The organism is Enhygromyxa salina, from assembly GCF_002994615.1.
Lineage (GTDB): Bacteria > Myxococcota_A > Polyangia > Nannocystales > Nannocystaceae > Plesiocystis > Plesiocystis salina_A.
The window spans coordinates 17,805-41,170 of the sequence record NZ_PVNK01000308.1 but is presented as its reverse complement, the minus strand read 5'-3'; the positions used below and the strand labels follow the sequence as shown (position 1 = coordinate 41,170).

The 23,366-nt window shown below is 69.6% G+C and carries 18 protein-coding genes; 11 read left to right on the top strand and 7 right to left on the bottom strand.

Features of this window, described 5'->3' with window-relative positions; translation table 11 throughout:
- Positions 1-23 precede the first annotated feature (23 nt).
- Positions 24-2,546, bottom strand: a complete 2,523-nt coding sequence (locus ENSA5_RS34845; RefSeq protein ID WP_106396042.1) for an endopeptidase La — start codon at positions 2,544-2,546, stop codon at positions 24-26.
- A 131-nt stretch (positions 2,547-2,677) separates the two neighbouring features.
- On the opposite strand from ENSA5_RS34845, the gene ENSA5_RS34840 reads away from it, so the two are divergent.
- Positions 2,678-4,612, top strand: coding sequence for a hypothetical protein (locus tag ENSA5_RS34840; protein WP_146156443.1), 1,935 nt, complete (start codon positions 2,678-2,680; stop codon positions 4,610-4,612).
- 94 nt (positions 4,613-4,706) lie between these two features.
- A complete protein-coding gene (locus ENSA5_RS34835; RefSeq protein ID WP_106396040.1) occupies positions 4,707-5,981 on the top strand; it encodes a hypothetical protein in 1,275 nt (424 codons plus the stop codon).
- A 263-nt stretch (positions 5,982-6,244) separates the two neighbouring features.
- Here ENSA5_RS34835 and trxA read toward each other — a convergent pair whose 3' ends face one another.
- Complete coding sequence (gene trxA, locus ENSA5_RS34830) at positions 6,245-6,571, bottom strand: thioredoxin (protein WP_106396039.1); 327 nt, start codon at positions 6,569-6,571, stop codon at positions 6,245-6,247.
- A gap of 226 nt (positions 6,572-6,797) precedes the next feature.
- Between trxA and ENSA5_RS34825 the strand changes: the two genes are divergently transcribed.
- The 4 genes from ENSA5_RS34825 to ENSA5_RS36700 all read left to right on the top strand — a co-directional run bounded on the left by ENSA5_RS34825 (position 6,798) and on the right by ENSA5_RS36700 (position 14,068).
- Positions 6,798-9,122 carry an ATP-binding protein gene (locus ENSA5_RS34825; protein ID WP_106396038.1) on the top strand — a complete coding sequence of 775 codons (2,325 nt, stop codon included), beginning with the start codon at positions 6,798-6,800 and terminating at the stop codon, positions 9,120-9,122.
- Positions 9,119-10,099: a response regulator gene (locus ENSA5_RS34820; RefSeq protein WP_106396037.1), complete on the top strand. Its 981-nt coding sequence runs from the start codon at positions 9,119-9,121 to the stop codon at positions 10,097-10,099. Before ENSA5_RS34825 ends, ENSA5_RS34820 begins: the two co-directional genes overlap by 4 nt.
- A gap of 626 nt (positions 10,100-10,725) precedes the next feature.
- Positions 10,726-13,722, top strand: coding sequence for a hypothetical protein (locus ENSA5_RS34815; protein ID WP_106396036.1), 2,997 nt, complete (start codon positions 10,726-10,728; stop codon positions 13,720-13,722).
- Position 13,723: 1 nt separating this feature from the next.
- Positions 13,724-14,068 (top strand): hypothetical protein, encoded by a 345-nt coding sequence (locus tag ENSA5_RS36700; protein WP_146156441.1) that lies wholly within the window; start codon positions 13,724-13,726, stop codon positions 14,066-14,068.
- 62 nt (positions 14,069-14,130) lie between these two features.
- Here ENSA5_RS36700 and ENSA5_RS38800 read toward each other — a convergent pair whose 3' ends face one another.
- Positions 14,131-14,274 carry a hypothetical protein gene (locus ENSA5_RS38800; RefSeq protein ID WP_181198476.1) on the bottom strand — a complete coding sequence of 48 codons (144 nt, stop codon included), beginning with the start codon at positions 14,272-14,274 and terminating at the stop codon, positions 14,131-14,133.
- Positions 14,275-14,653: 379 nt separating this feature from the next.
- The gene (locus ENSA5_RS38795; RefSeq protein WP_181198475.1) at positions 14,654-14,797 is read right to left on the bottom strand and encodes a hypothetical protein; all 144 of its coding nucleotides are present in this window, start codon (positions 14,795-14,797) and stop codon (positions 14,654-14,656) included.
- A gap of 447 nt (positions 14,798-15,244) precedes the next feature.
- Here ENSA5_RS38795 and ENSA5_RS34810 point away from each other — a divergent pair, with 447 nt between their 5' ends.
- Positions 15,245-16,318, top strand: a complete 1,074-nt coding sequence (locus tag ENSA5_RS34810) for a hypothetical protein (protein WP_106396035.1) — start codon at positions 15,245-15,247, stop codon at positions 16,316-16,318.
- Positions 16,319-16,389: 71 nt separating this feature from the next.
- On the opposite strand, the gene ENSA5_RS34805 is transcribed toward ENSA5_RS34810, so the two are convergent.
- Positions 16,390-16,953: a hypothetical protein gene (locus tag ENSA5_RS34805; RefSeq protein WP_106396034.1), complete on the bottom strand. Its 564-nt coding sequence runs from the start codon at positions 16,951-16,953 to the stop codon at positions 16,390-16,392.
- 117 nt (positions 16,954-17,070) lie between these two features.
- Between ENSA5_RS34805 and ENSA5_RS34800 the strand changes: the two genes are divergently transcribed.
- The 4 genes from ENSA5_RS34800 (at position 17,071) to tsaA (ending at position 20,810) form a co-directional block, all read left to right on the top strand.
- The gene (locus ENSA5_RS34800; RefSeq protein ID WP_146156440.1) at positions 17,071-18,198 is read left to right on the top strand and encodes a hypothetical protein; all 1,128 of its coding nucleotides are present in this window, start codon (positions 17,071-17,073) and stop codon (positions 18,196-18,198) included.
- Between the two features lie 75 nt (positions 18,199-18,273).
- Positions 18,274-19,284 carry a fatty acid desaturase gene (locus tag ENSA5_RS34795; RefSeq protein WP_106396032.1) on the top strand — a complete coding sequence of 337 codons (1,011 nt, stop codon included), beginning with the start codon at positions 18,274-18,276 and terminating at the stop codon, positions 19,282-19,284.
- Complete coding sequence (locus tag ENSA5_RS34790; RefSeq protein WP_106396031.1) at positions 19,281-20,075, top strand: hypothetical protein; 795 nt, start codon at positions 19,281-19,283, stop codon at positions 20,073-20,075. Before ENSA5_RS34795 ends, ENSA5_RS34790 begins: the two co-directional genes overlap by 4 nt.
- A 9-nt stretch (positions 20,076-20,084) precedes the next feature.
- Positions 20,085-20,810: a tRNA (N6-threonylcarbamoyladenosine(37)-N6)-methyltransferase TrmO gene (gene tsaA, locus ENSA5_RS34785; protein ID WP_106396030.1), complete on the top strand. Its 726-nt coding sequence runs from the start codon at positions 20,085-20,087 to the stop codon at positions 20,808-20,810.
- On the opposite strand, the gene phoU is transcribed toward tsaA, so the two are convergent.
- Together phoU and ENSA5_RS34775 are read right to left on the bottom strand one after the other, a co-directional pair.
- Positions 20,786-21,484: a phosphate signaling complex protein PhoU gene (phoU, locus tag ENSA5_RS34780; protein WP_106396029.1), complete on the bottom strand. Its 699-nt coding sequence runs from the start codon at positions 21,482-21,484 to the stop codon at positions 20,786-20,788. The two genes, tsaA and phoU, sit on opposite strands and share 25 nt — an antisense overlap.
- A gap of 412 nt (positions 21,485-21,896) precedes the next feature.
- The gene (locus ENSA5_RS34775; RefSeq protein ID WP_106396028.1) at positions 21,897-23,342 is read right to left on the bottom strand and encodes a sodium/proline symporter; all 1,446 of its coding nucleotides are present in this window, start codon (positions 23,340-23,342) and stop codon (positions 21,897-21,899) included.
- Positions 23,343-23,366: the final 24 nt, after the last annotated feature.

Genomic DNA, 23,366 nt, shown 5'->3' with positions numbered 1-23,366 from the left:
ACTCGCCGGCCCGGCCGCCTCGATCAAGCGCTGACGCGGGTCGCGGGGTCGCACAGCGCGAGGGCGAGGACCTCGTCGACGTGGGCGACGTAGTGCAGGCGCAGATCCTCGAGCGCCGCCGCGGGGATGTCGGGCTCGTCCTTGCGATTGCGGACCGGGAGGATCACGTCGCGAATGCCCGCGCGGTGGGCCGCGAGGACCTTCTCGCGCACGCCCCCGATCGGGAGCACGTGACCGCGCAAGGTCACCTCGCCGGTCATCGCGATGTCGTGCCGTACGGGGCGCCCGAGCAGCGCGCTCAGCAGCGCGGTGGTCAGCGCGATCCCGGCGCTCGGACCATCCTTGGGCACGCCGCCCGAGGGCAAGTGGATGTGGACGTCGCAGGTGTCGAACCCGACGTGGCCGATCCCGAGGCGCTCGGCCTGGCTCCGGATCAGACTCAGCGCAGCCCGAGCCGACTCCTTCATGACGTCGCCGAGGCTGCCCGTCAGGCGCAGCTTGCCAGCGCCGCGCATGGTGGTGACCTCGACGAAGAGCAGCCGGCCGCCGGTCGGCGTCCAGCCCAGCCCGGTACACACGCCGACCCGGGGCCCCGGGGCCATGAGCTCCTCGTGATGGCGAGGCGGGCCGAGGATCCGGCCGAGGTCTTCGACGCCGATGTGCGCGACCTCGAGCGCCAGCTTGGGGCCGCCCTCGGCCTTGCGCATCGCGACGTCACGCAGCAGCGCGGCGAGCTGACGCTGAAGATTGCGGACCCCGGACTCGCGCGTGTACTCGGTCGCGAGCCGCTCGATGACCGCGTCGTCGATCTCGACGCCGGGCCCGAACTCGCTGGGCAGCGGATCGTCGCCGTCGCGGCGCGTCGCGGCCAGCAAGCTGGTGTTGCGGGCCCGCTGGTCTCGCAGCGAGCCCGGCGCGGCTGGGCCCTCGTCGTCGAGCAGCGAGGGGCTCAGGCCGTTGTCGCGCAGCTCCTTGGGCAGCAGGTGCTCGCGCGCGATCGCTAGCTTCTCGTCGATCGTGTAGCCCGACAGCGCGATGAACTCGAGCCGGTCACGCAAGACCGCCGGGATCGCCTCGACCTCGTTGGCCGTGCAGATGAAGATCACCCGCGACAGGTCGTAGGGCACGCCCAGGTAGTGGTCCTCGAACTCCTCGTTTTGCTCGGGGTCGAGGGTCTCGAGCAGGGCCGAGGCCGGATCGCCGCGCAGGTCGGGGCTCGACAGCTTGTCGATCTCGTCGAGCAAGATCACGGGATCGGGGGTGCCCGCGGTCTTCATCGCCCGGATCAGCCGACCCGGGAGCGCGCCGACGTAGGTCCTTCGGTGCCCACGGATCTCGGCGTCGTCGCGCACACCACCGAGCGAGAAGCGCACGAACTCGCGGCCGAGGGTCGTGGCGATGCTGCGCGCGAGCGAGGTCTTGCCGACGCCTGGGGGCCCGGCGAAGCACAGCACGGGCCCGCGCTTGTCGGGCGCGAGCTTGCGAACGGCGAGGTACTCGAGCACGCGCCGCTTGACCTTGTCGAGGCCGTGGTGGTCGGCGTCGAGGCGCGCGCGCGCGGCCTCGAGGTCGATGTCGTTGCGGACCGGCGCCGCTCCATCGACCAACCACGGCAGATCGACGATCCACTCGAGGTAGGTCCGGGCGATCATCGCCTCGCTGCTTTGGGGGTTCATCCGCTCGAGTCGGCCGAGCTCGCGATCGGCGGCGAGCTGGGCCTGCTCGGGCAAGATCTTCTGATCGAGGCGCGCGCTGAGCTCGTCGAGCCAGGTCTCGGGGTCGCTGTCGCCGAGCTCGGCCTGGATCGCGCGCAGCTTGTGGCGCAAGACCGCCTCTTGCTCGTGGCGCGACAGGTGATCGCGGACGCTGCGATCGATGTCGCGCTTGACCTCGAGCTCGTTGCAGCGCTGCGCGACCATCTCGATCAATTTGCGCAGTCGCTCGCCGCCGTCGCGCTGCTGCAAGAGCGCGACGCGATCATCGATGTCGAGCTCGACGAGGTTCGCGACCAGATCGCTGACGCGATCGGGGTCCCGCTCGTCGAGCGCGTCCTGGACCGTCGCCTGGCGCTGCTCGGTCGCTCGGGCCGAGGGCAGCAAGGTCTCGTGGCGGCGCACGAGGTCGCGCAGGACCCCGGCCAGGGCGGTGATCATCGCCGGCGCCGCGTAGCGCGGCGTGACCCGACGGTAGCGCACGAGGTCGCAGCCCTCGACCCGCTCGAGCCCTTCGAGGACCACGCGCTCGAGCCCGCGAACGATCACCGTCATCCGCCCCGGCAGGCCACGAAGCACCTGGACGACCCGGGTCGCGGTCGCGATCGGGTGGAGATCTTCGAGGCCCGGCTTGTCGTTCATCGGGTCGCGCTGGACCGCGACGATCACGAGGTTGTGCGGGCCGAAGCGACGACCCTGGGCGGTCGCGCGGCGCACGGCCTCGACCGAGCTGGGGCGCCCGAGGTCGACGGGCATCGAGACGCTGGGATACAGCACCGCGCTGCGCAGCGGGAGCAACGGCAACACGCCAGCATCGGACAGTCCCTCGGACATCGGCGAATGTTAGATCTCCCCACGGGCATTGGCGACCCCGCCGTGCGCGGGCGACCGCAGGCCCCTGCGCGCCCGGCAGGCGGCGCTCTCGCGTGCGTGTGCCCAGTTTGGGACCAAGTATGATCGGGCAGATGACCCGCTCGAGCCGACTCAGCTTGGCGATCGCCATCGCGTGGGCTGGCGGGTTCGGGTCACTGGGTCCACTGGCTCCGCCGCAGCTCGCGGTCGCGGGCCTGGTGCTGATGCTGGTGCTCGTGCTCGTGCTGGCGCTCGCCAGCCGCTTCGGTGATCCGCGCGGCCACGAAGCGACCCGAGACGAGCGCGCGGTGGCGGCCGGGGCCCTCGCCCTCGCGCTCGCGCTGCTCCTGGGGTTGCTCGCCCGGACCCTCGGGCGGGTCGTGATCGCGGTCCCCGCCGCGCTCTGGGCCCTGCCCGTGGTCGGCGCGGCGCTGTGGATCGGACGCGCTCAGGGGCGCTGGCGCGTCGGCGCCGTGGTCCTGCTGACCCCGCTCGCGCTCGCGGCTGGGCTCGCGGGCTCACGCTTCGAGCTCGACGCGGTCCAGGCCCGCGGCGCGGCCCACTCCGGCCCGATCATCGGCGTCCATCCCCGCCAGGCCGTGGGCATCCGGATCGACGGCTTCGGTCCCCACGACATCATCGTCGACGACTACGTCGATCCGCCGGGCGGCCTCGGCTACGACCCCGAGGCCTGGGCCGCGCGCCTCGAGCTCGAGCTCCACGAGATCGCCCGCGTCCGCTATGCCGACGGGCCCGCCCGCGCGCGCGAGGCCTTCGCCAGGGCCGAGGTCCGCGTCACCGACGCGATCGTCCCGCCCGCCGACCTCCCCCTGTACGAGTCGCTGCTCGGCGTCGAGGTCCGCTCGGGCACGAGCGGCGCGGGCTCGCGGGTCGAGTTCGTGTGTCCTGGCCAGCCCCTCAACCCCCGCAACGCGGCCGCGGCTGCGGGCGCGGGGCTCAGCCGAGGGTGCCCGCGCAAGTACCTGGTCGACGGCTCGACCGGGCTCGGGCTCTCGCCGCGGTGGCCGGGCTACACGGAGCTGCGCGGTCGAGACCGAGCCCGCGTCGGGCCGTGGCTGTCGAGGACGGGCGGCGGGCTCGCGCTCGAGTCGGGGGTCTGGCTGATGCTCCTCGTCGCCGGCGCCTCGCTGCTGGCGCGCTACCGGCGAGCTGGCGACCGCGAGTCGAGTGATCGGGCTGAGCCGAGCATCGCGCTGGGTGCCGGGCTCCTCGCCGCCTTGGTGCTGCTCGCGCTCGGCGTCGCGACCCCGAGCCCGCACGCCGCCGCCTCGCCGGGCCCCGCGCTGCTGGCCCTCGCCCTCGCCCTGCTCCCCTGGGACTCGCGCACCCCGGGCCCGCTCGGGTGGGCCTGCGCGGCCGGGATCGCGTTGATGGCCGCATCCCCGCTGGCCGGGCACGGCGACGCGATCGCGCTGATCGACGCGATCTGTGAGCTCCTGGTGCTCGAGCTCGGCTTCGGCTTCGAGGCCAGCCGGGCCCTCGCTGGGACCGCGAGCGTCATCGTCCTCGCCGGGGGCCTGGGGATCTGCGCGGGCGCGCTCGTCGATCTCGCCCGGGCTCCGAGGCGCCCGGGGGCGCCAGGATCGTTGTCGCGGGCAAGCAGCCAAAACCCCGCGGTGGTGGGCCCACTGCAAGTTTCGGCGACCCAGCCCGCGGCGAAGAGCTCAGGCGAGACGGCGCGAGGGGTCGCAGCGCGGGCTCCTAGTGAGGGTGAACACACCCGAGCGCTGTTGATCGTCGGCCTCTCGCTGGCGATGGCCCTCGGCCTCGCGCTGCGTAAGCCGGGCGAAGATCTCGCGTTGCTGGGCAGTGCCGCGGCTGTGCTCATTGTTGCTGGCGTGTCGGTCCGCGGACGTGGGCGGCAGCTGGCCCTGGGCCTCGCGTGCGCCCTCGGAGCCGGGCTCCCGCTCCTGTCCGAGCAGGCTCGCAGCCCGGTGGCGCTCGGCTCATCCGTCCTCGCGATGCTCGCGTGTGTCGCCCTCACCCTCGCGCGACTGCGCGGGCGCGGCCCCGTCGAGCTCGGTTGAGCCAGATCCAGCGGCCCGTTATCATCCCGGCCCACGGATCGGTACTCGTCCCGGCCGGCGTCAGGCCTGGGGCGGACCGAGAGGTCCCTCGCCGATGCAGCGCTCCACCTCCCTCTCCCACTCCCTCCCCTACTCGCTCGTCCGTAGCACGATCGGGATCACGCTCGCGCTCGGGCTCGCCGTGGCGCCGCTACCGGCGCTCGCCGCTCCGCCCGCCGAAGACGCGCCCGCGCCGACCGAGGCGACCGTCGGTGGCAACGTCGCGGTGCTCAAGTTCACGGGTGACGACTACAAGGCCAACGACTTCCGCGGCCGCGTCCAGGCCTCGCTCGCGAACGAGGGCTACACCGCAAACTTCATCAAGCGCTCGGTCGACGAGGCCGCACAAAAGAACAAGTGCAAGCAGCTCGACGACGCCTGCCTCGACAAGATCGGCGCGTACCTCAACAAGAACAGCAAGACCGCCTACGACTTCTACGTCTGGGCCGAGGTCCCGGCCGACGGCGTCGCGACGATCGTCGTGTACGACATCGCCGCCAAGAAGAAGGCCGTCGAGCTGGCGATGAGCACCTCGGCCCAGGACTTCATCCTGCCCGAGGTCGTCGGCGGCGCGGTCGCGCGGCGGCTGGCCCATACCCAGGTCGCGCCGTCGGCAGCGACCGACGAAGAGCAGCAGATCCTCGCGACCCTCGACGAGCCCGGAGAGACCCCCGAAGAGCTCGCCGCCCGCGAGGCCGCCCTCGCCCAGGCGATGGAGGAGGCCGGCCAGAACTTCAACGCTGGCGTCGACGTCGGCGAGCAGGCCGTCGATCTCAAGCGCGACTTCGACGAGTATTGCCGCAAGGGTCCGCGCGAAGACAAAGAGATCGAGGACGACGACGGCGAGGTCACCAAGGAGCGAGATCTTCGGCCCGCGTGCAAGCGCGGCCCGGTGTTCGGCTACTGGCAGCCCCGCGCGTGGGTCGCGCTAACGCTGACCCTGGGCTCGGCCGCGACCATGGGCACGATGTACGGGCTCGCCGCGGCCTCGCGCTCGAACTGGAAGACCGCCAAGAACGACCTCCAAGGGTCCGACCTCTCGGCGACCGACCCGACCAACAGCTGCAACAGCGAGGGCGTGTGCTACGCCGACCTCGCGGGGGACGTCAGCAACGCCACGGGCCAGATCCGGCGGCGGGCGATCGTCGGCGACGTGTTCCTCGGCGCGACCGTGCTCCTGTCCGGCGTCCTGGCGATCATCATCTACCAGGATCGCCAGGCCGCGAAGAACTTCATCGGCCGCGAAAAAGAGCTCAAGGCCCTCAGCAACTTCCGAATCGGCCCGGTGTTCGGCGAGACCAACGGCGCCGCCGCCAGCTTCGAGTTCTGATCGCCGCCCCCTACAGAGAGGCCTGAATCGAGCGCTGTGCGCTCGACTCAGGCCTTGTCGTATTCGAGGGGCCTTTCAAACAGCCCCTCGCAGCGGCGGCGAAGCTCGCCTCTCGGCTCGCACTCGCTCGATCAGCTGCGCGCGGTGGCCCCCCCCCAAAGCGGGCTCGCCGGATTGGCGGGCTCGCCGGATTGGCGGGCTCGCCGGATTGGGGGGGGCTCGCCGGACTGGCCGTGGACGATGGCCAGTCCGGAAACCGGGCCTCAGATCCCCTTCTCGATGAAGGCGCGGAGCTTGCGGGGCCCGGGGTTGCCGACCATCGTGTCGACGAGCTCGCCGCCTTGGAACTTGAGCAGGGTCGGGAGCTTGAGGACCTTGTAGCGGGTCGCGGTCGCCTGGTTCTCCTCGACGTTGAGCTTGACGATCTTGACCTTGCCGTCGAGCTCATCCTGGATCTTCTGCAGATGCGGGACCATGGCCTTGCACGGCGCGCACCAGGTCGCCCAGAAGTCGACCACGACTGGCGTCGACGAGTTGATGACGTCGGCGTCAAAGCTGCCGTCGTTGGTGATGTTGAGTGAGTTGGACATGCGCTTTCCTCGTGGTCTGGTCGGTGGGTGCCGGAGCGTGGACTGGGACTATCGGACCCGAGCCACGTGCTCGCAACCTTGCGCTACATGCGCACAGTGTAACTCAGGATCCCTTCGTGCGGCGAATTCGTCAGCGCGGGCCGGAGGTTTCCCGAGCGCCGCCTGGTCGGGCGGGTGAGTGGCGACCAAAACGCGTTCCTGCGCTACGGTCAGCGCTGGCCCCGGCGTGGATGTCAAACGCACCAGCTCGTTCAAGTTGTCCGGAGAGATCGTCCGCCCGGCGGGTGAGACCGACCGTCCCCACGCGCAGATCATCCGCGGGCTGGTGATCCCCGCGGCGGTCCTCGACGCCTCGGGCATCGTGATCGCGGCGAACCGCTCGATGGCCGAGCTCCTGCGCATGGATCGCGCGCAGATCGAGGGTGAGCCGCTGCTGCTGTGGATCCGCCGGCCCAACGAGCGCGAGGCCTTCGGCCGCGAGTTCCTCGGCCTGCGCAAGCGCGGCAAGGGCCAGGCCTTCACCCGCGACCTCGAGTTCGCCCCCTCGATGGGGCCGGCCCTGCGCTGTCGGGTCCGCGCGGCCAAGCTCGACCGCGACGAGGTCCTCTTGACCTGCGAGCGGTCCCAGGCCGCCGACGCCGAGACCGAGCTCGGCCGCGCGGTCACCCGTGCGCTCGACGGCCTCGATCAGGGCGTGCTGCTCGTCGACGGTGAGGGCCGCATCGTCCACGCCAACCCCGCCGCGCAGGATCTACTCGGCGACGCGATCGTCGGCCGCGGGCTGCTCGAGCTGGCCGAGCCGGCGTTCTTGGATCGCCTCGGGCGCGGGCTCGGGCTGGCCCGCGACGGCAGCTGGTTCGGCGAGATCGATCTCAAGCGCATGGACGGTGAGACGGTCCCGGTCGAGCTCTCGCTCGCGGCCGGCAGCGGCGAGGGGGCGCCAGCGGTGGTCCTGTGCCGTGATCTGCGAGAGAGCCGGCGGCGCGCCTTCGAGGCCCAGATCACCGCCCAGGTCGACCGCGCGCTGGTGTCGTCGGCCGAGCCCCGCGAGACGATCCCCGCGGCCTGTCAGGCCCTCGCGACCGGGCTCGGCGCCCTGCGGGTGACCGTCCTGACCAGCTTCGGCGGCAACTGGGAGCGCTGGGACAGCGTGCCCGACAGCTCGCCGCGCTTCACGACCCTGGCCGCCGACATCCGCCCGCCCGCGAGCTGGGCCCGCGACGTCGGGGTCCAGCGCCCCGATCTCGACGACCCCGAGCTCCGCGCCGAGCTCGAGGCCGTGACCGGCGAGCTCCACCCCGCGGCCCAGGCCGTGCGCATGACCCTGCGAGCGACCGGCGGCGTCGTCGGTCACCTGATCTGCACCTTCGACCTCAGGTCGCCGTGGACCGAAGACGAGATCGGCCTGGTCTCGCAGCTGGCCCCGCAGCTGGCCATGGGCCTGGCCAACGGGCTCTTGATGCTCGAGACCCGGGCCCTGGCGGCCTACCGCTCGCGGGTCCTCGATCAGACCGCGGTCTTGCTCAACTCCGTCGACGCCTCGGGCCGCGTGGTCACCTGGAACCGCGCGAGCGAGCGCCTCGTCGGGGTGACCAGCGACGAGGCCAAGGGCAAGCTGTTCGGCATCGAGGTCGCCCCGGCCACCGACAGCGACCACTGGCGCGAGATGTGGGACATGCTCCTGACCGACGGGGTCATCACCCGCGAGCTGGTCCTGCTCGGCGGCGACGGGCGCGAGATTCCCTTTCACCTCGAGGGTCGGGTGCTCCGCGACGGCCACGAGATCCGCGGGGCGGTGTTCGTCGGCCTCGATCTGCGGATCCGCCGGGCGCTCGAGAAGCAGGTCTTGCAGAGCCAGAAGATGGCCGCGGTCGGGCTGCTCGCGGCCGGCATCGCCCACGAGATCAACAACCCGCTGTCGGGCGTGGTCGGCTACTCGAAGCTGCTGCTGGAGCGCCAGCTCGAGCCCAACATCCGCGAGAAGGTCGAGCGCATCGCCCAAAGCGGCGAGCGCTGCCGCAAGATCGTCGAGGGCGTGCTGCTGTTCTCGCGCTCGCAGCGAGGCGGCGAGCGGACCGAGCTCGACCTCGGCAAGGTCGTCGACCGCGTGGTCCGGATCGGCGAGTATCAGTGGAAGATGCACAACGTGCGGATCTTGCGCGAGCCCGAGCAGCTCGCGGGCCCGCTCCTGGTCATGGCCGACTCCGACCAGCTCGAGCAGGTTTTGCTCAACCTGCTGTCGAACGCGGTCGACGCGATGCCGCGGGGCGGGACCGTGCGCATCTCCCTGGCCGCCGAGCCCGACGACCAGGTCAGCTTCGCGGTCAGCGACGAGGGCATGGGCATCCCCGAAGAGATCCGCGACAGCATCTTCGACCCCTTCTTTTCAACCAAGGAGATCGGCAAGGGCACCGGCCTGGGCCTTTCGATCTCCTACGGGATCGTGCGCGATCACGGTGGTGATATCCTCCTGGAGTCACAGCCAGGACGTGGCACCACCTTTCGCGTGATCCTGCCTCGCAGTGGCACCACATCGGATCCAACTTCATGAGCCGCGGACGCACACCACCTGTCAAGGACACCTACTCGACCCACGACGTGGCCAAGATCTGCTGCGTGACCCCAACGACGGTCATCCGCTGGATCGAGGACGGCCTGATCCCCGCGTTCAAGACCGTCGGCGGTCACCGCCGGGTCCGGCGCGAAGACCTCGAGAAGGTCTGCCGGGAGCGCAACATCCCCTTCAACGTCCCGACCGGGTCGGAGGTCGGGCGGATCCTCGTCGTCGACGACGAGCCCGTGGTCCTCGAGCTGGTCCGTGACGTCGTCAAGGAGCTCAGCCACAAGTTCGAGGTCGAGGTCGCCAAAGACGCCTTCGACGCCGGCCGCCTGGTCGTCTCGTTCCGGCCCCAGCTGATCTTCCTCGACTTGATGATGCCCGGCGTCGACGGCTTCGAGGTCTGCACCCGGCTCAAGAAAGACTCGGCCACGACCAACACCGAGGTCATCGCGATCACCGGCTACTACACCGACGCCAACATGGAGCGGATCATCAACGCCGGGGCCGTCGCCTGCCTCAAGAAGCCCCTCGACGTGCTCGAGGTCCGCGGGCGGGTGATCGACGCGTTCAAGCTCAAAGACGAGGACGTCGACCAGGCCTCGAAGCAAAAGGGCGCGACCAAGGTCCTCGTCGTGACCCAAAACGCCGACTTCCGCACGCGCCTGCGCGACGAGCTCAGCAACGCCAAGCCGGCCGTCGAGTTCCTGACCGCGCAGACCGGCGCCGACGCGACCCTCGTCGCCCAGAACAAGCCGCCGCAGCACGTGATCGTCTCGCTCTCGGTCCCCGATCTCGAGAGCAGCGACGTGATCGCCAAGCTCTCGCAGGGCGACAACAAGCCGCAGATCATCGCCGTCCACGACGCCCCGACCGACGAGATCCGCTCGGCCGCGCGCGAGGCCGGGGCGCGGATGTGCCTGCCGACCGCGATGGTCAGCGGCACGATCCGCGAGCTGCTCGGCGTCTAGCACCCCGGGCTGCTAGCAGCCCAGGCCCGAGACGCCCCGCCTCCCTTCAACTCTGGCGGCGCCTCGTCCCCTCAGCGCCACGTCGAGGTGGACACGGCCCAGCTTCGTTCATCGGTGAGCCCGTGCTGGCCCGCCCGCGGCGCTCGCCTGCCGCGTCTCGAGCTCTCACCTAGCAGCCCGGGGTGCAATGCATCGTGTCGCCTCGCGCCGGAATTTTCGCCGAGGGCGCGAAGCCAAAACGCCGATGTACCGGGCGTACTGCAAGTTTTGGCGACAAAGCCCTCGGCGAAAAGGCCAAGCGAGGCGGCGCGAGGGATTGCACCACGGGCTGCTAGGCCCCCGAGCCTCACGACGGTGACCCGGCGATGGCTCGACACCCGAGGCCACGGCTCGCGCGGACGCCCCAGCCAGACCTCACCAGACCCCCCAAGTCCCGCGTCGACCCTCTGGTGAGCCCTCCCCGCCAGCCGGTCGCCGCGTTCGGGCGGCGGTTTGCGCACCTCGGTCGTCGCGTTCGGGCGGTGGTTTGCAGGCGGTGGTTTGCGCACTTCGCACAGCCGGCGTAAAGTCCGCAACCATGCGGGTCCCGGCTCGATATCGAGGCCTGGAAGGACGAGGGCAACGCCGTGCGCCTGAGCGTCTACGCCGAGCTGCTCGCGCTGGTCGCGAAGACCCGGCGCAAGCGCTCGTGGGCAGAGTCCTTCTTCCCCGAGTCCTCGGCGCGCAGCAGCCGTAGCCGTGGCCGCCAACGGCGACGAGTGAGCTCCATGTTTTACTTCGTCCCCAACCTCAAACCCTACACCTTGGCGGACGCACCCGACGCCGAGCGCTTCGACGCCTACCTGCTCTCCGCCGACTACACCCGCGATCTCGCCGACCTCGCCGGGGTGGTTCGAGCCGAAGGTCGGGTGCTCGTCGCCGACAACGGCAACATGGACGTCTTCCGCTCGCTCGGAAGAGAATTCGCCGCCGACGCCGCCAAGCTCGATGCGGACCGCCGCGCATGGGAGCGCGCGAGCGGACGCTACGCGCGCCCCAACGACCTGCCCGCGGAGCTCTCGGAGCGCTTTCGGGCGCTCGCCCAGGCGATCGCCGTGCGCAACGAGTCGATCACCACCGACGCGTTCACGCACGACGCAGTCCGGCGCCAGGCCTCGATCGATCCGAGCCTGCTCGTCGGCATGGAGGACCTCACGCTCGGCACGATGGGCGGCCTCAACCTCGAGCCGGAGTATGTCGATCTCCCGGCGAGCTTCTTCGAGGCCCGGGCCCGGCGGGCGGTGAGCTTCGCACGCAAGACCATCGACGGCGAGTTTGGCGAGGTCGGTGGCGAGGTCCTCGCCGGGCTCCATGCGCTCGACTTCGACTCTGGCGTGCTCGCGGGCCGTGTCGCCGCCGAGGCCGGGCTCGACGGGCTCACGGTGGGTCTGTTCGGCGCGCTCACCGATCGCAACTACGTCGACTATCGCGTCGAGGACGGCGAGCTCATCGAGCTCGCGCGGACCGTGCCGCGCCCCTACTTGCGCGTGATCGAGATCTCGGCGGGCGTGCTCGAGGGCTTTCGCCGCGCCGGACGACCTCGGCCTGCATTTCACGGGCTCGGCGTGGGCACGCCGATCTTGCTGCCACTCTTGTCCCTGCTCGGACAGGGCGAGAACTACTTCGCGACAGACAGCACCGCGCCGATCGTCGACGGTTGGTCGAGCCCGACGATCAGCCTCTACGTCCGCGATCCCGCGCCGCTCAAGTACAAGGCCTATCGCATCGCCAGCGTCTGGATTCGGGGCGGTCGCGGGTGGGACTGCGCGTGCCCGTACTGCGCTCGCTTTCGCGACGCGCACCCGCCGGAGATCGATCTCGCCCGCAAGTGGTGGCGGGATCAGGGCAAGCCCGACATCAAAAAGCAGATGCTCGAGCGAGACGGGCCCCTGTCCGCCTGGCTGCCCTTTCTCGCGTATTCGGCCGACGATGATCTTCGCAAACAAGCCGCGCTCGCCCGCGTCGGCCACAATCATTGGATCCTTCGGCAGCTCGAGCTCGAGATTCGCGCGAAGAGCAAGGGCTGGCCGGAGCTGGAGGGGTGGGTCGAGGGGATCGTAAAGGCCTATGTCGATCGGCCCGGGTCGGCGGCGTGGAAAGCTGCGGTGACCGAGGCCTACGCGCTGGCCCGCTCGGTCGGCGGGCGGCTCGAGGCGAGCGCCTCAGCCCGCGACCATGTAGAAGCAGCCAGCGGGCCGCGGGCGGCTCGCAACGACGATGGAGGTAGGACGATGGGATTCATGATGGGATATGGAGAACCGCTGCTCGGGGATCAAGCGGCACAAGAGCTGCTGCGCACGACCCTCGAGCAGCTGCGCCAGACCGACGCGCTCCCCAGGGAGTGGAAACAGCTGCAACAGGTCGCAGCGGGGCTGGCCGGCCAAGCGGCGGCCGTGCTCGACCTGCTGCGCGCGAACACGCCGGCCGTTCAGGCGCGGGTCGAGCAGCAGGCCGGAGACATCGACGCCTGGCGTTCTGTGTTGACGGACGTCGCGAGCTCGGACTCGGAAGCCGCCGCCGAGTGGCGCGAAGCCCTGCTGAGCGCGGCGACGGAGAGGATGGGGGCGCCCAAGGCCGAGGAACGGGTCGGGGCGCTGCTGGCCGGCGACGCGCCGCTCTTGCGGGTCGCCGAGGCGAGCCTCCGCGTCGCTGCGAGCTCTCAGACGGCCTACGTGGCCCTGTACGCGGCCGCCACCGCGACCTCGTTTCGCCTCGCGTGCCTCGCGGCGCATCTCGCTGCGGCGGCGCCCGACGAGGGTGACGAGCCATCCGTGGTCGACGAGGCGAGCGCCGCGGAGGTGGCCTCGTTCACACAGGAGGCCGCAGGGTTCGTGGACGGCGCGTTCTCGCAGTTTCACGCGCTGTTCGCGGGCGACAGCGCATCGATCGCCGACGCTCGGTTGCTGGCACGAAGCGTCCTCGATCAAGCGGGCGCCCTCGGTCTGTCGATCGGCCAGGTCTCGGGCGCGCTGTCGCGTCAAGGCGTCCCGCCCGAGATTATCGGCGAGTTGGGTCCGACCGCGGTGCGCCTGGCCGAAGCTGGTGCGCGACTCGGGCTGCTCGTCGCCTACTCGGCCCACGTGCTCGGGCACGCCGATTCGTTGGGAGCCGCGCCCTGGCTCGAGCAGGAGCGCAAAGCGGCAAAGCTCGATGCGCCATCGAAGGTGCCGACCGGGCTCAAGGTTCAGATCGGCGAGATCGGCGAGATCGACGATGATGTGCTCGTCGAGGTCCAGGGGCGAATCGAGAGCCTGTCCCTCGACCATGATCCCAAGCCGCCCAAGTTTTCCTCGTTTGTCGTGCTCCGAGCCTTCGACACCGAGACGACCATTCGGCTCCGCGCGCACATGTTCAGCCTGGCGAGGAACGGCCTCGTTTCGGGAGCCTGCTGCACGATCCGCGGGTTCGTGCGGCGGCACAAGCCGTGGCTCGAGGACGGCGAGGCCGGGCTCGACATCGACCGCGTCAGCTTGTCGAAGCTGCGCAAAGTGAGCTGGCTGGACGAAGTCACCTATCGGATGCGGCCGTTCTTTCGGCTGTATCAAGACGAGATGAACCTGTTCAATACGCCTGGGAGGGTTTGAGATGCCGTGCAAAGATGAAGCTGAAAAAAACGACGATGCGTGGAGCGCCGTCCTCGAGGCTGAAGCGGCCCTCGCTAAAGCGCATCACAAACTCGAGAATCGGCTCAAAATAGCAATGGCAACGTGCGGAACTGGTGCACTGACCTCGATTCTGGGGCTGGGGCCCCTCATCGCCGGGGGGATGGCGTGCATTGGCGCACTGCTCGCAGCCGATGATGCGGACGCCGACTACGAGTACGCAATCGCCATGAGCGAACTCGCGGGGGACAAGCACGCTCGCACGCTGGTGGATGAACTGCTGTGCCTTTCACGCTGCGGCCCAGTTGAACTGCCACCAAACTCGTAGCCACCGGAGATATTTGAATTGCCCGTAGCGGACTAGGCTTGGCTTGGCTTGGCTTGGCCCGGCTACCACTCGCGCGAATAACCAACAATCATTATAGTCGCCAGCACCACAATAGTGAAGATGAATCCGACCGGAATCGGTCCGTACATCGGACCCCACCAGGGGCTCTTGCGCCAGTGCCACTGTGTCTTCTTGTCGTCGGACATGCGCCGAACCTACCCCAACCCCATCGCCCGAGCAAGGCTCCAGCCCGGGGGAGCGGCGGCCACGGCGCTGTCGGAACGCGACCCTGGCGGAGTTCACTACGATCCAGCTATCACTCTCGAGAATAGCCAACGATCATGATAGCGGCCAGCACTACAACGAACGCGATAAACCCCACGGGAATGGGCCCCCACATCGGTCCCCACCAGAGGCTCTTGTGCCATCGCCACCGCGAGTCGTCGGACATGCGCGGAACCTAGCCCAGCCCCATCGCCCGAGCAAGGCTCCAGCCCAGCGGGGCGGTCGCCCCGCCGGCGACCGCCCCGCCCCTCCGTCACATCGAGGCATTTGAATTACCCGCAGCAGACTTCGCTTGACCGGCTACCACTCGCGCGAACAACCAACAATCATAAAGGTCGCCAGCACCACAATAGTGAAGATGAACCCGACCGGAATCGGTCCATACATCGGACCCCACCAGGGGCTCCTGCGCCAGCGCCACTGCGGTTTGTTGTCGTCGGACATGCGCCGAACCTCCCCCACCCCCCATCGCCCGAACAAGGCTCCAGCCCCAGAGGCGGCGCCCCGCCAGCGACCGAAGCGCCGCCTCCGTCGCGCCGAGGATGGCGGCCCTACTCCTATTCGACGATGACGTAGAAGTAGACGAAGCTCCCCGCCAATCCCAAGACGAGCAAAATGTACGCGACAGGAATCGGCCCCCACATCCAACCCCACCAGACGGACTTGCGCCACTGCCACCGCGAGTCGTCGGACAAGCGCGGACGCTACCCAAGGCTCGCGCCACGGGCAAGGATGGATGGCCGCAGAACCTGCGAGGCGGAGCCTGCGTCGGGCAAGCTGCCCGCGCGTGCAACGAGGACGAGGACGACGACGGGTACGGTCACGCAAAAAAGACGCGCCCGTGAGGCGCCAACCTATGCGCGCCCCCGCGGGCCGTCTATTAACCCCCCCATGTCCAAGCGCAACGTCCACATCATCGGGACCGGAACCATCGGCGAGCCTCTGATCGGCCTGTTCTCCGCCTTCCGCGCGGCGTGGAACATCGACGAGGTCAGCTTCCACAAGCGCACGCCGCTCGAGGACGAGCGCGCCAAGGTCGAGAGCATGGTCCGACGCGGGGCCAAGCTCGTCGTCGACGCCGAGCGCGTCGCCGACTTCGAGAAGCTCGGCCACAAGGTCAGCCAGACCGCAGACGAGGCCCTCGCCGACGCGACGGTCGTGATCGACTGCACCCCCGTCGGCAACAAGCTCAAGCCGCGCTACCTCGAGGCCAGCGGGCCCAAGGTGTTCATGGCCCAGGGCAGCGAGTTCGGCTTCGGCCAGCAGTACGCGCGCGGGATCAACGACGCGGCCCTCGACCTCTCCGAGCGCTTCGTGCAGATCGTGTCGTGCAACACCCACAACATGTGCGTGATGCTCAAGACCCTCGGCGAGCGGGTCGAGGGGCCCAAGGCGGGCAGCATCGGGGTCGACTGGGCCCGCTTCATCTGCCTGCGCCGGGCCACGGACATCTCGCAGGCGACGAACTTCATCCCGGCCCCAGAGGTCGGCAAGCACGACGACCCCCGCTTTGGCACCCACCACGCCCGCGACGCCTGGCACGTGTTCAAGACCCTCGATCAGGACCTCGACCTGTTCTCGAGCGCGGTCAAGCTCCCGACCCAGTACATGCACGTGCTCCAGTTCTCGATCGCGCTGAGCGAGCCGACGACCAAGGCCGCGCTCGTCGAGCGCCTGGCCTCGAACCCGCGCGTGGCCCTGACCCAGAAGCGCTCGGCCGCGCTGGTGTTCTCGTTCGGGCGCGACCACGGCTTCTACGGGCGCATCTTGAACGAGACCGTGATCCCGCCGAGCTGCATCCACCTGTCCGAGGACGGCCGCGTGGCCACGGGCTTTTGCTTCACGCCCCAAGACGGCAACTCGCTGCTGTCGTCGATGGCCTGCGCGCTGTGGTACCTCGACGGCGAGGATCCCCGCGTGCGCCTCCAAGACACGCTCCAGCCCTACATGTTCAGCGAGATTTAGCGTCGATGGGGGGGGGCCTCGATGGAGGGGCCTCGCGGCCCCTGCCCAGCGCTCAGGCAGAGCCCTCAGCCTCAGTCTTCGACGAAGGCGTAGATCGCTCGGCGCACGCCCATCAGGTGGTTGAGCATCGAGCGGTCGCCCTTGAGCACGCCGTAGACCGAGGCCTTGGCCTCGGCGACGATCAGCGCGATGAGCTTGGGCTCGAGCCCGAGCGCGGCGCCGGCCTGGCGGGCGTCGGCGAGTTCCTCGTCCGAGAGGCCGTCGAGAGCCGCGATCGCGATCATGCCCGACAGCAAGAAGCAGGCCTGGCGGCTGCGCGGGGGGGCGAGCGAGCCGATCTGCTCGGCGGCCACGCGCGAGACGTCGAAGTCGAGCACGTGCTCGACGACCTTGCTGGGCAAGCCGTACTTGCGCATCAGCAGCTTGAGCCCGGTCTCCTCGGCGGTGCTGAGCCCGTCAGCCGCCGACAGGTACTTGGCCGCCTTGATCAGGTTGATCGAGTCCTCGAGCCCGATCGCCTCGCCCGTCGACTCCATCGAGCGGACCCGGACGCTGGCCCTCGCGTCGGCGATCGTCTGCTCGTCGAGCTGCTGCATCAAGGACTCGGTCGTCTCGGCGATGGGGTTGCTCGGCATGGCGATTGCGCTCGCCGGGCATCGTAGCGCGTCGTGAGTGCGCCCGGGACCCACCGACTTGACCTGGCCCCGCGGCCGGGCCCACCATCCTTGTCTGGGATTGCCCTGCCGGAGCTCATGATGAAGAACACACCGTGGATCGCGCTCGCCTGTCTGCCGCTGCTGTCGACCCTTGCCTGCGGCGGGCCCGAACAACGCGCGAGCTTCAGCTCCGACGGGGGCCTGACCTTCAACGACAGCAGCAACAACAGCGACGGGATCGAGACCGGCGACAGCAACACCGACTCGAGCGATCCGACCGACACCAACACGAGCGATTCGACCGACAGCGACACCAACGATACCGGGCTCAAGCTCGACACCCTCGACAACGACGACGGTCAGACCTCCGCCGACGACGGCGCGGGCGAGACCGGCTGCAAGGCGATCGACTTCCTGTTCGTGATCGACAACTCGGGCTCGATGGGTGACAACCAGGCGAACCTGATCAACAGCTTCCCGGGCTTCATCTCGAAGATCCAAGAGACCATCGCCAACGTCGACAGCTACCACGTGATGGTCGCCAAGTCCGACCAGTACTGGAACGACTGCCAGATCGAGTGCGCGTTCTTCCCCTTCCTGTGCCAGTTTGGCGACATCAACGCCTGCGACGGCGCGCCGACGGTCTGCGACGAGACCCTCGGGGCTGGCGTCAACTTTCCGATCGGCGACGACGCCAGCAACATGTACTGCGACCTGGCCGGCGGCCAGCGCTTCATCACGCCGCAAGAGCCCGTCGCCTCGCTGCCGCAAAAGTTCACCTGCATCGCCTCGGTCGGGACCGACGGCGACAACAGCGAGATGCCGATGGCCTCGCTGACCGAGGCGGTCGGCCCGGCCCTCAACGGGCCCGGCGGGTGCAACTCGGGCTTCTTGCGCGACGACGCGGTCCTCGTCATCACGATCATCACCGACGAAGAAGACGACGACTCTCCGGGCACGCCCAACGGATGGTTCCAGAACATCGTCGCGCAAAAGTCCGGCGACGGCTCGGGCGTGGTCGTGCTCGGGCTGATCAACGACACCGACGCGGGCGACCCGGTCTGCTCGGCCGAGTCCCAGGATCCCGCGAAGATCCGCGAGTTCATCGAGATGTTCCCCAACCACATCAAGGGCTCGGTCTGCGAGGCCAACTACGCGCCCTTCTTCGACCAGGCCGTCGATCTGATCAACACGACCTGCGACGAGTACACCCCCGTCGGCTGACCTGCCCTGAGCCCCGCGCAGCGCAGCGCAGGCGGGGCTCAGACAACGATTCAGCTTCCTCGTTGAGGTCTACATGTGGGACAAGCGATCATCATGATCGCCATGGATGGCGTCGATCCTCGCCACCGCCTCTACACCGCCCGGCTCCTGTGTGAGTCGGTGCTCGGCGCCGTGCTGCTCGGCGCGGCCGCGGTCTGGATCGACGGCGAGGATGGACCGGCGGCAGGCGCAGGCTTGGTCGCGCTCGTGCTCGCCCAGGGCTGCTGGCTGCACCGGCTCTACGTCGTCGCCCACGAGGCGTCCCATCGCAAGCTGTGGCCGACGAGCCCGGTCATCAACGATGTCCTCGGCCAGCTGCTGCTGCTGCCCTTGATGCTGCCCCTGCGTATCCACCGCAAGATCCACGCGTTTCACCACGGCCACAACCGCCGCGACGTCGAGACCTCGGCCCTCGACACCTTCGTGATTCGACGGCCTCGCACGGCCCTCGGGCGGGGGCTGAGCCGCGCCTGGTGTCGGCTGCTGTGGTACGCGGCGGTCTTCGCCGGCGGCTTCTTCCTTCACTCGCTGGTCTCGGTCGTGCTGTTTTTGGCCATGCCCATGCCCATCGCCCGCCGGATCTCGCCGGCCTTCAAGGGCTGGAAGCTCGAAGATCAGCTGCGCTCGCTGCTGAGCTTCGGGCTCGGGCTCGGGCTCCACCTCGGCGTCGCGTCGCTGCTCGGCCCCCGCGTGTGGGCCCTTACGCTGGGCTGGCCGCTGCTCGCCTTCGCCTGGGTCTACTCGCTGCTGGTGTACATCTATCACTACGACACCGACTACGGGCCCGCGGTCCGCTTTCACGTCCGTGGCCTGCGACGCCAGCCGCTCGCGGCCTGGTGGCTGCTCAATTTCAACGAGCACGCGACCCACCACCGCCTGCCCAAGCTGCCCTGGTACGCGCTGCCGGACCACCGCGAGCCGCTGCCGCCCGAGCACGCCGACAACCAGAAGGTCGAGACGATCCTGGCCGCGATCGCGCTCCAGCTTCGCGGGCCGCGGATCCTCGAGCGTCCGCCGAGCGCAGCCCCAAAGAAGGACCCGAGGTGATCGAGCTCGACGACGGCGCCCGGCTGCGACGGGGCACGGCCGCAGACCTCGAGGCGATCCTGGCGATCCGACGCGCGCTGCCGATGCCGAGCGCCAGCGAGACCCGCGGGGGCGGCTTCTTGCTCGACACCAAGGACGAGGCCTACCGCGAGCTGCTCGCGGTCGCGCGCGTGTGGCTGCTCGAGCAGCCCGAGCACGGCGGCCTCGCGCCGGTCGGCTTCACCTTGACCCTCGACGATCCAGCGCTCCGAGCCTCGCCGATCTGGGCCCAACGCGAGCGCATCGAGTGGCGTCCCGACTTCGACCCCGAGGCCGCGCTCGATCGTCGCCTCGCCTACTTCGACCAGATCGCGGTCCTGCCCCGGATCCGCGCCCGCTACTGGGGCGCGGCCCTGGCCCTGCGCGCGCTCGCGGATCTGTTTATCGCCTCCAAGACTCGGACCGCGGGCCCGACACCCTCGCTGCGCTCGGGCCCCAGGTCCCCGGAAACTGGGATCGACGAGGCTGGGATCGACGAGACTGGGATCGACGAGACTGGGATCGACAATCGGGGACACGAGCTGGTGCTGACGACAACCCTGCGCGAGCCGATCGTCAACCGCGCCGCCCTGCCCTTCCTCGCCCGGGTCGGCGCGCGCGAGGTCGGGCGCCTCGCACAGACCGACCCGGGCGTCGGGCCGATCGTGTCGGCGATCCACGCGATCGAGGCCGCGCGCTTTCGTGAGCTGCTCGCGGCCGCCGAGACCGCGGGGCCCGCCGCGTTGCGGGTCGTCCGCGTGCTCAGCGAGTAAATTGGCGACATGCCCCTCCCACCGCGCGCGCCGATCAGCCTCGAGCCGATCGGCCTCGTCCGATCACCGTGGAAAGAGAAGTTCGCCATCCCCCGCCAAAGCGGCATGGCCCAGGGGGTCGAGCTGACGGTCGAGCTCGACCCCGAGCGGATCCCCGCCGAGAGCCTCCGCGGGCTCGAGCAAGTCTCCCACCTGTGGCTGCTGTGCTGGTTTCACGCCTGCGCCGACGAGGGCTGGCGCCCGACCGTTCGGCCTCCACGCCTCGGCGGGTCCGCGCGCCTCGGCGTGTTCGCCACGCGCTCGCCCCATCGACCCAACCCGATCGCGCTCTCGCTCGTCCGCCTGATCGCGGTCGAAGGCCGCCGCCTCCGCGTGGCCGAGGCCGATCTGCTCGACGGCACCCCCGTGCTCGACATCAAGCCCTACCTGCCGTGGGCCGAGCTGCGCCCCGAGGCCCGCTGCGACTGGGCCCCTTCGGCCCCGATCAGCCTCGAGGTCCGCCTGTCGGACGCGGCGGCCGAGGTGATCGCCTCACACCCTCGCGCCGAGCAGCTCAGGCGCGTGATCGTCGAGAGCTTGCGCTGGGATCCGCGACCGGCCCATCAGCGCGCCGACCCCAAGCGCGAGTTCGCGGCCGCGATCCTCGACGTCGACGTGCGCTTTTGCGTCGATGCGACCGGCGTCCACGTGCTCGCGGTGCGCCGATCAGGTCAAGAAGCACCCGAGCCGGGGTGACGGATGTCTTCGGCGTGGACCAAGAACACGACCTGCTCGGCGAGGTTGGTCGCGTGGTCCCCCATCCGCTCGAGGAACTTGGCGGCCTCCTGCACGTGAAGCCCGACCGGGAGCACCTCGGGCCGGGCCTGCATGTGCGCGAACACGTCGCGGCAGACCTGGTCGTGGAGCGCGTTGACCTCTTTGTCGCGCTCGATGACCTGGTGGGCCAGGGCCGTGTCACGCTCGACGAACGCGTCGAGGGCGTCGGCCAGCATCGAGCGCACGAGCTCGGCCATCCGCTCGATCGCTGGATGCACGCCGAGGTCCGGCCGGTCGAGCTTGGCGAGGCCGATCGCCTGGCGGGCGAGGCTCCCGGCGAGATCTCCGACCCGCTCGATGTCGGTGACCATCTTCAAGGCCCGGGTCAAAAAGCGGAGATCCGAGCCCATCGGCTGGCGGCGAGCCAGGATCCGCAGGCACATGCGGTCGATCTCTTTTTCGGCGTGGTTGACGAGGCGATCGGTCTCGCGGACCTCGTGCGCCATGGCCACATCTCGCGCAAAAAGCGCTCGCACGGACTGACCGATCATCTGCTCCACGCGGCCCGCCATCGACAGCAGGGCCTCGTTGAGCGCGCGCAGCTCGCTCTCGAAGTCGCGATGCGTGTGCCGACGCGAGATCGCGGCCTTCATGTGGCGGTGGCTCCGCGGGCGAGGTGGGTGGAGATCGACATCAGGCCAATCAGGCAGCAAGTCCCCCGTACCCCGAGGCCTGGGCTCGCTTGAGCCTGCGTGGTCACAGTCTTCGAGGACCTGGGCCCAAAACAAGCGCTGACTTGAAAAAGCTGAATGATTTGGGACTCGTACGAGCCGAGAGGCGAGCGTTTGGGGTGAGCGGAGGGGGATTCGCCGCCGCAGCCCGTTGAAGATGAGGAGGCCTGAGCCGAGCGCGCAGCGCTTGATTCAGGCCTGGGGGCCGAGCGCAGCGAGGTCGTCGGGGCGCAGCCCCGAGCCTTGGACACGGTAGAGACTGTAGTGCTCAGGTCGCTCCCGGGGCAAGCGAGAAAGCGCCCCAGACTCGCCGGACCCGCGCACACCCGAGCGCTCAGCCCGGCCGGTTCGCGGGGCTCGCCGGCCGGCGCCGCGCGCCGAGGTAGGCGATCGCCAGGGCGATGACGAAGGGCACCACGCGCTCGACCGCCCCGCCCCGGGTCAGGGGCCACAGGTGGGCGCCGACGCTCAACGCGAAGCCGCACACCATCGACGCGAGCACGGCCGGAGCTCGCGGACGCCGACGCGAGACCGTGACCAGCAGCAAGGGCCCAAAGGCCGCGCCCATCGCCGTCCAGGCAAAGAGCACCGAGGAGAAGATCGTCTCGTCGACGCGCAGCGCGACGAGCACGGCGGCGATCGAGATCGCCAGGACCGTGGCCCGCGAGCGCCTCAGCTGCGCGCGCTGAGTTCGCTTTGACGCCCCCGCCCCACCGAGCAGATCGTGGCTGATCGTGCTCGCGGCCACGAGCAGCTGGCTGTCGGCCGTCGACATGATCGCCGAGAGCAAGGCGGCGACCATGACCCCGGCGAGGACCGGCGGCAGCAGCAGCTCGGTGCTGTGCACGAAGGCGTCCTCGCGGCTGGCGAGCTCCGGCGCCAACACCCGCACCGACCAGCCCAGCACGATCATGCCCGTGTAGATGACCACCGCCCAGGTCAGGGCGATGCGCCGCCCCACGACGACGCTCCGGTCGTCGCGCAAGGCCATGAAGCGATTGACGACGTGGGGTTGGCCCGGATAGCCGAGGCCGATGCCGAGCAGACCGAGCACGAAGCCGAGCGCCGCGGCGCCCGGCAGCCCCTTGGTCGCCGCCGCCCAGGTCGTGACCCCCTCGGGCCCGCTCACGCTCGCGAGCAGCCCGTCGACGCCGACCTCGGCCAGCGCCACCAGCGGCAGGATCACCGCAGCCAGCGCCATCATGACGCCCTGGAGCGTGTCGGTCAGGCTCACGGCCCAAAACCCCCCGAGCAGCGTGTAGAAAATGACGATCCCCGCGCCGATCAGCAGCGCCCACTCGAAGCGAATGTCGAAGGTCTCGGCGAAGGCCTTACCCGCGCCCTGAAACTGCGCGGACACGTAGGTCAGCAAGCTCAGCAAGATGATCGTCGAGGCCACGAGGACGATCGCCCGGCGCCGCTCGCTCCCGACCGGACCGGCGAGCAGCTCGGTGACGGTGATCGCCCCCCGCTCGCGGGCGACCCGACGCAGGGCCGGCGCGAGCACGAACCAGTTGAGCGCGAAGCCGCCGATGCAGGCCGGCAGCAGCCAGATCGCCGCGAGGCCGAAGCCGTAGGCGTAGCCGCTGACGCCGATCAGGGTCCAGACCGACGAGGAGCTGGCCGAGGCGCTCAACGCCGCGACCGCGGGCCCGAGCCGACGACCGCCGAGAAAGTAGTCGCTGTCGTCGATCGACAACCGGTTGGCGAGCACCCCGATCGCAACCATCGCCAGCTTGTAGACGACCAGCGTGCAGAGGATCGCCTGAGCGCGCGACACGGCCGGATTGTACTCGGCTATGAT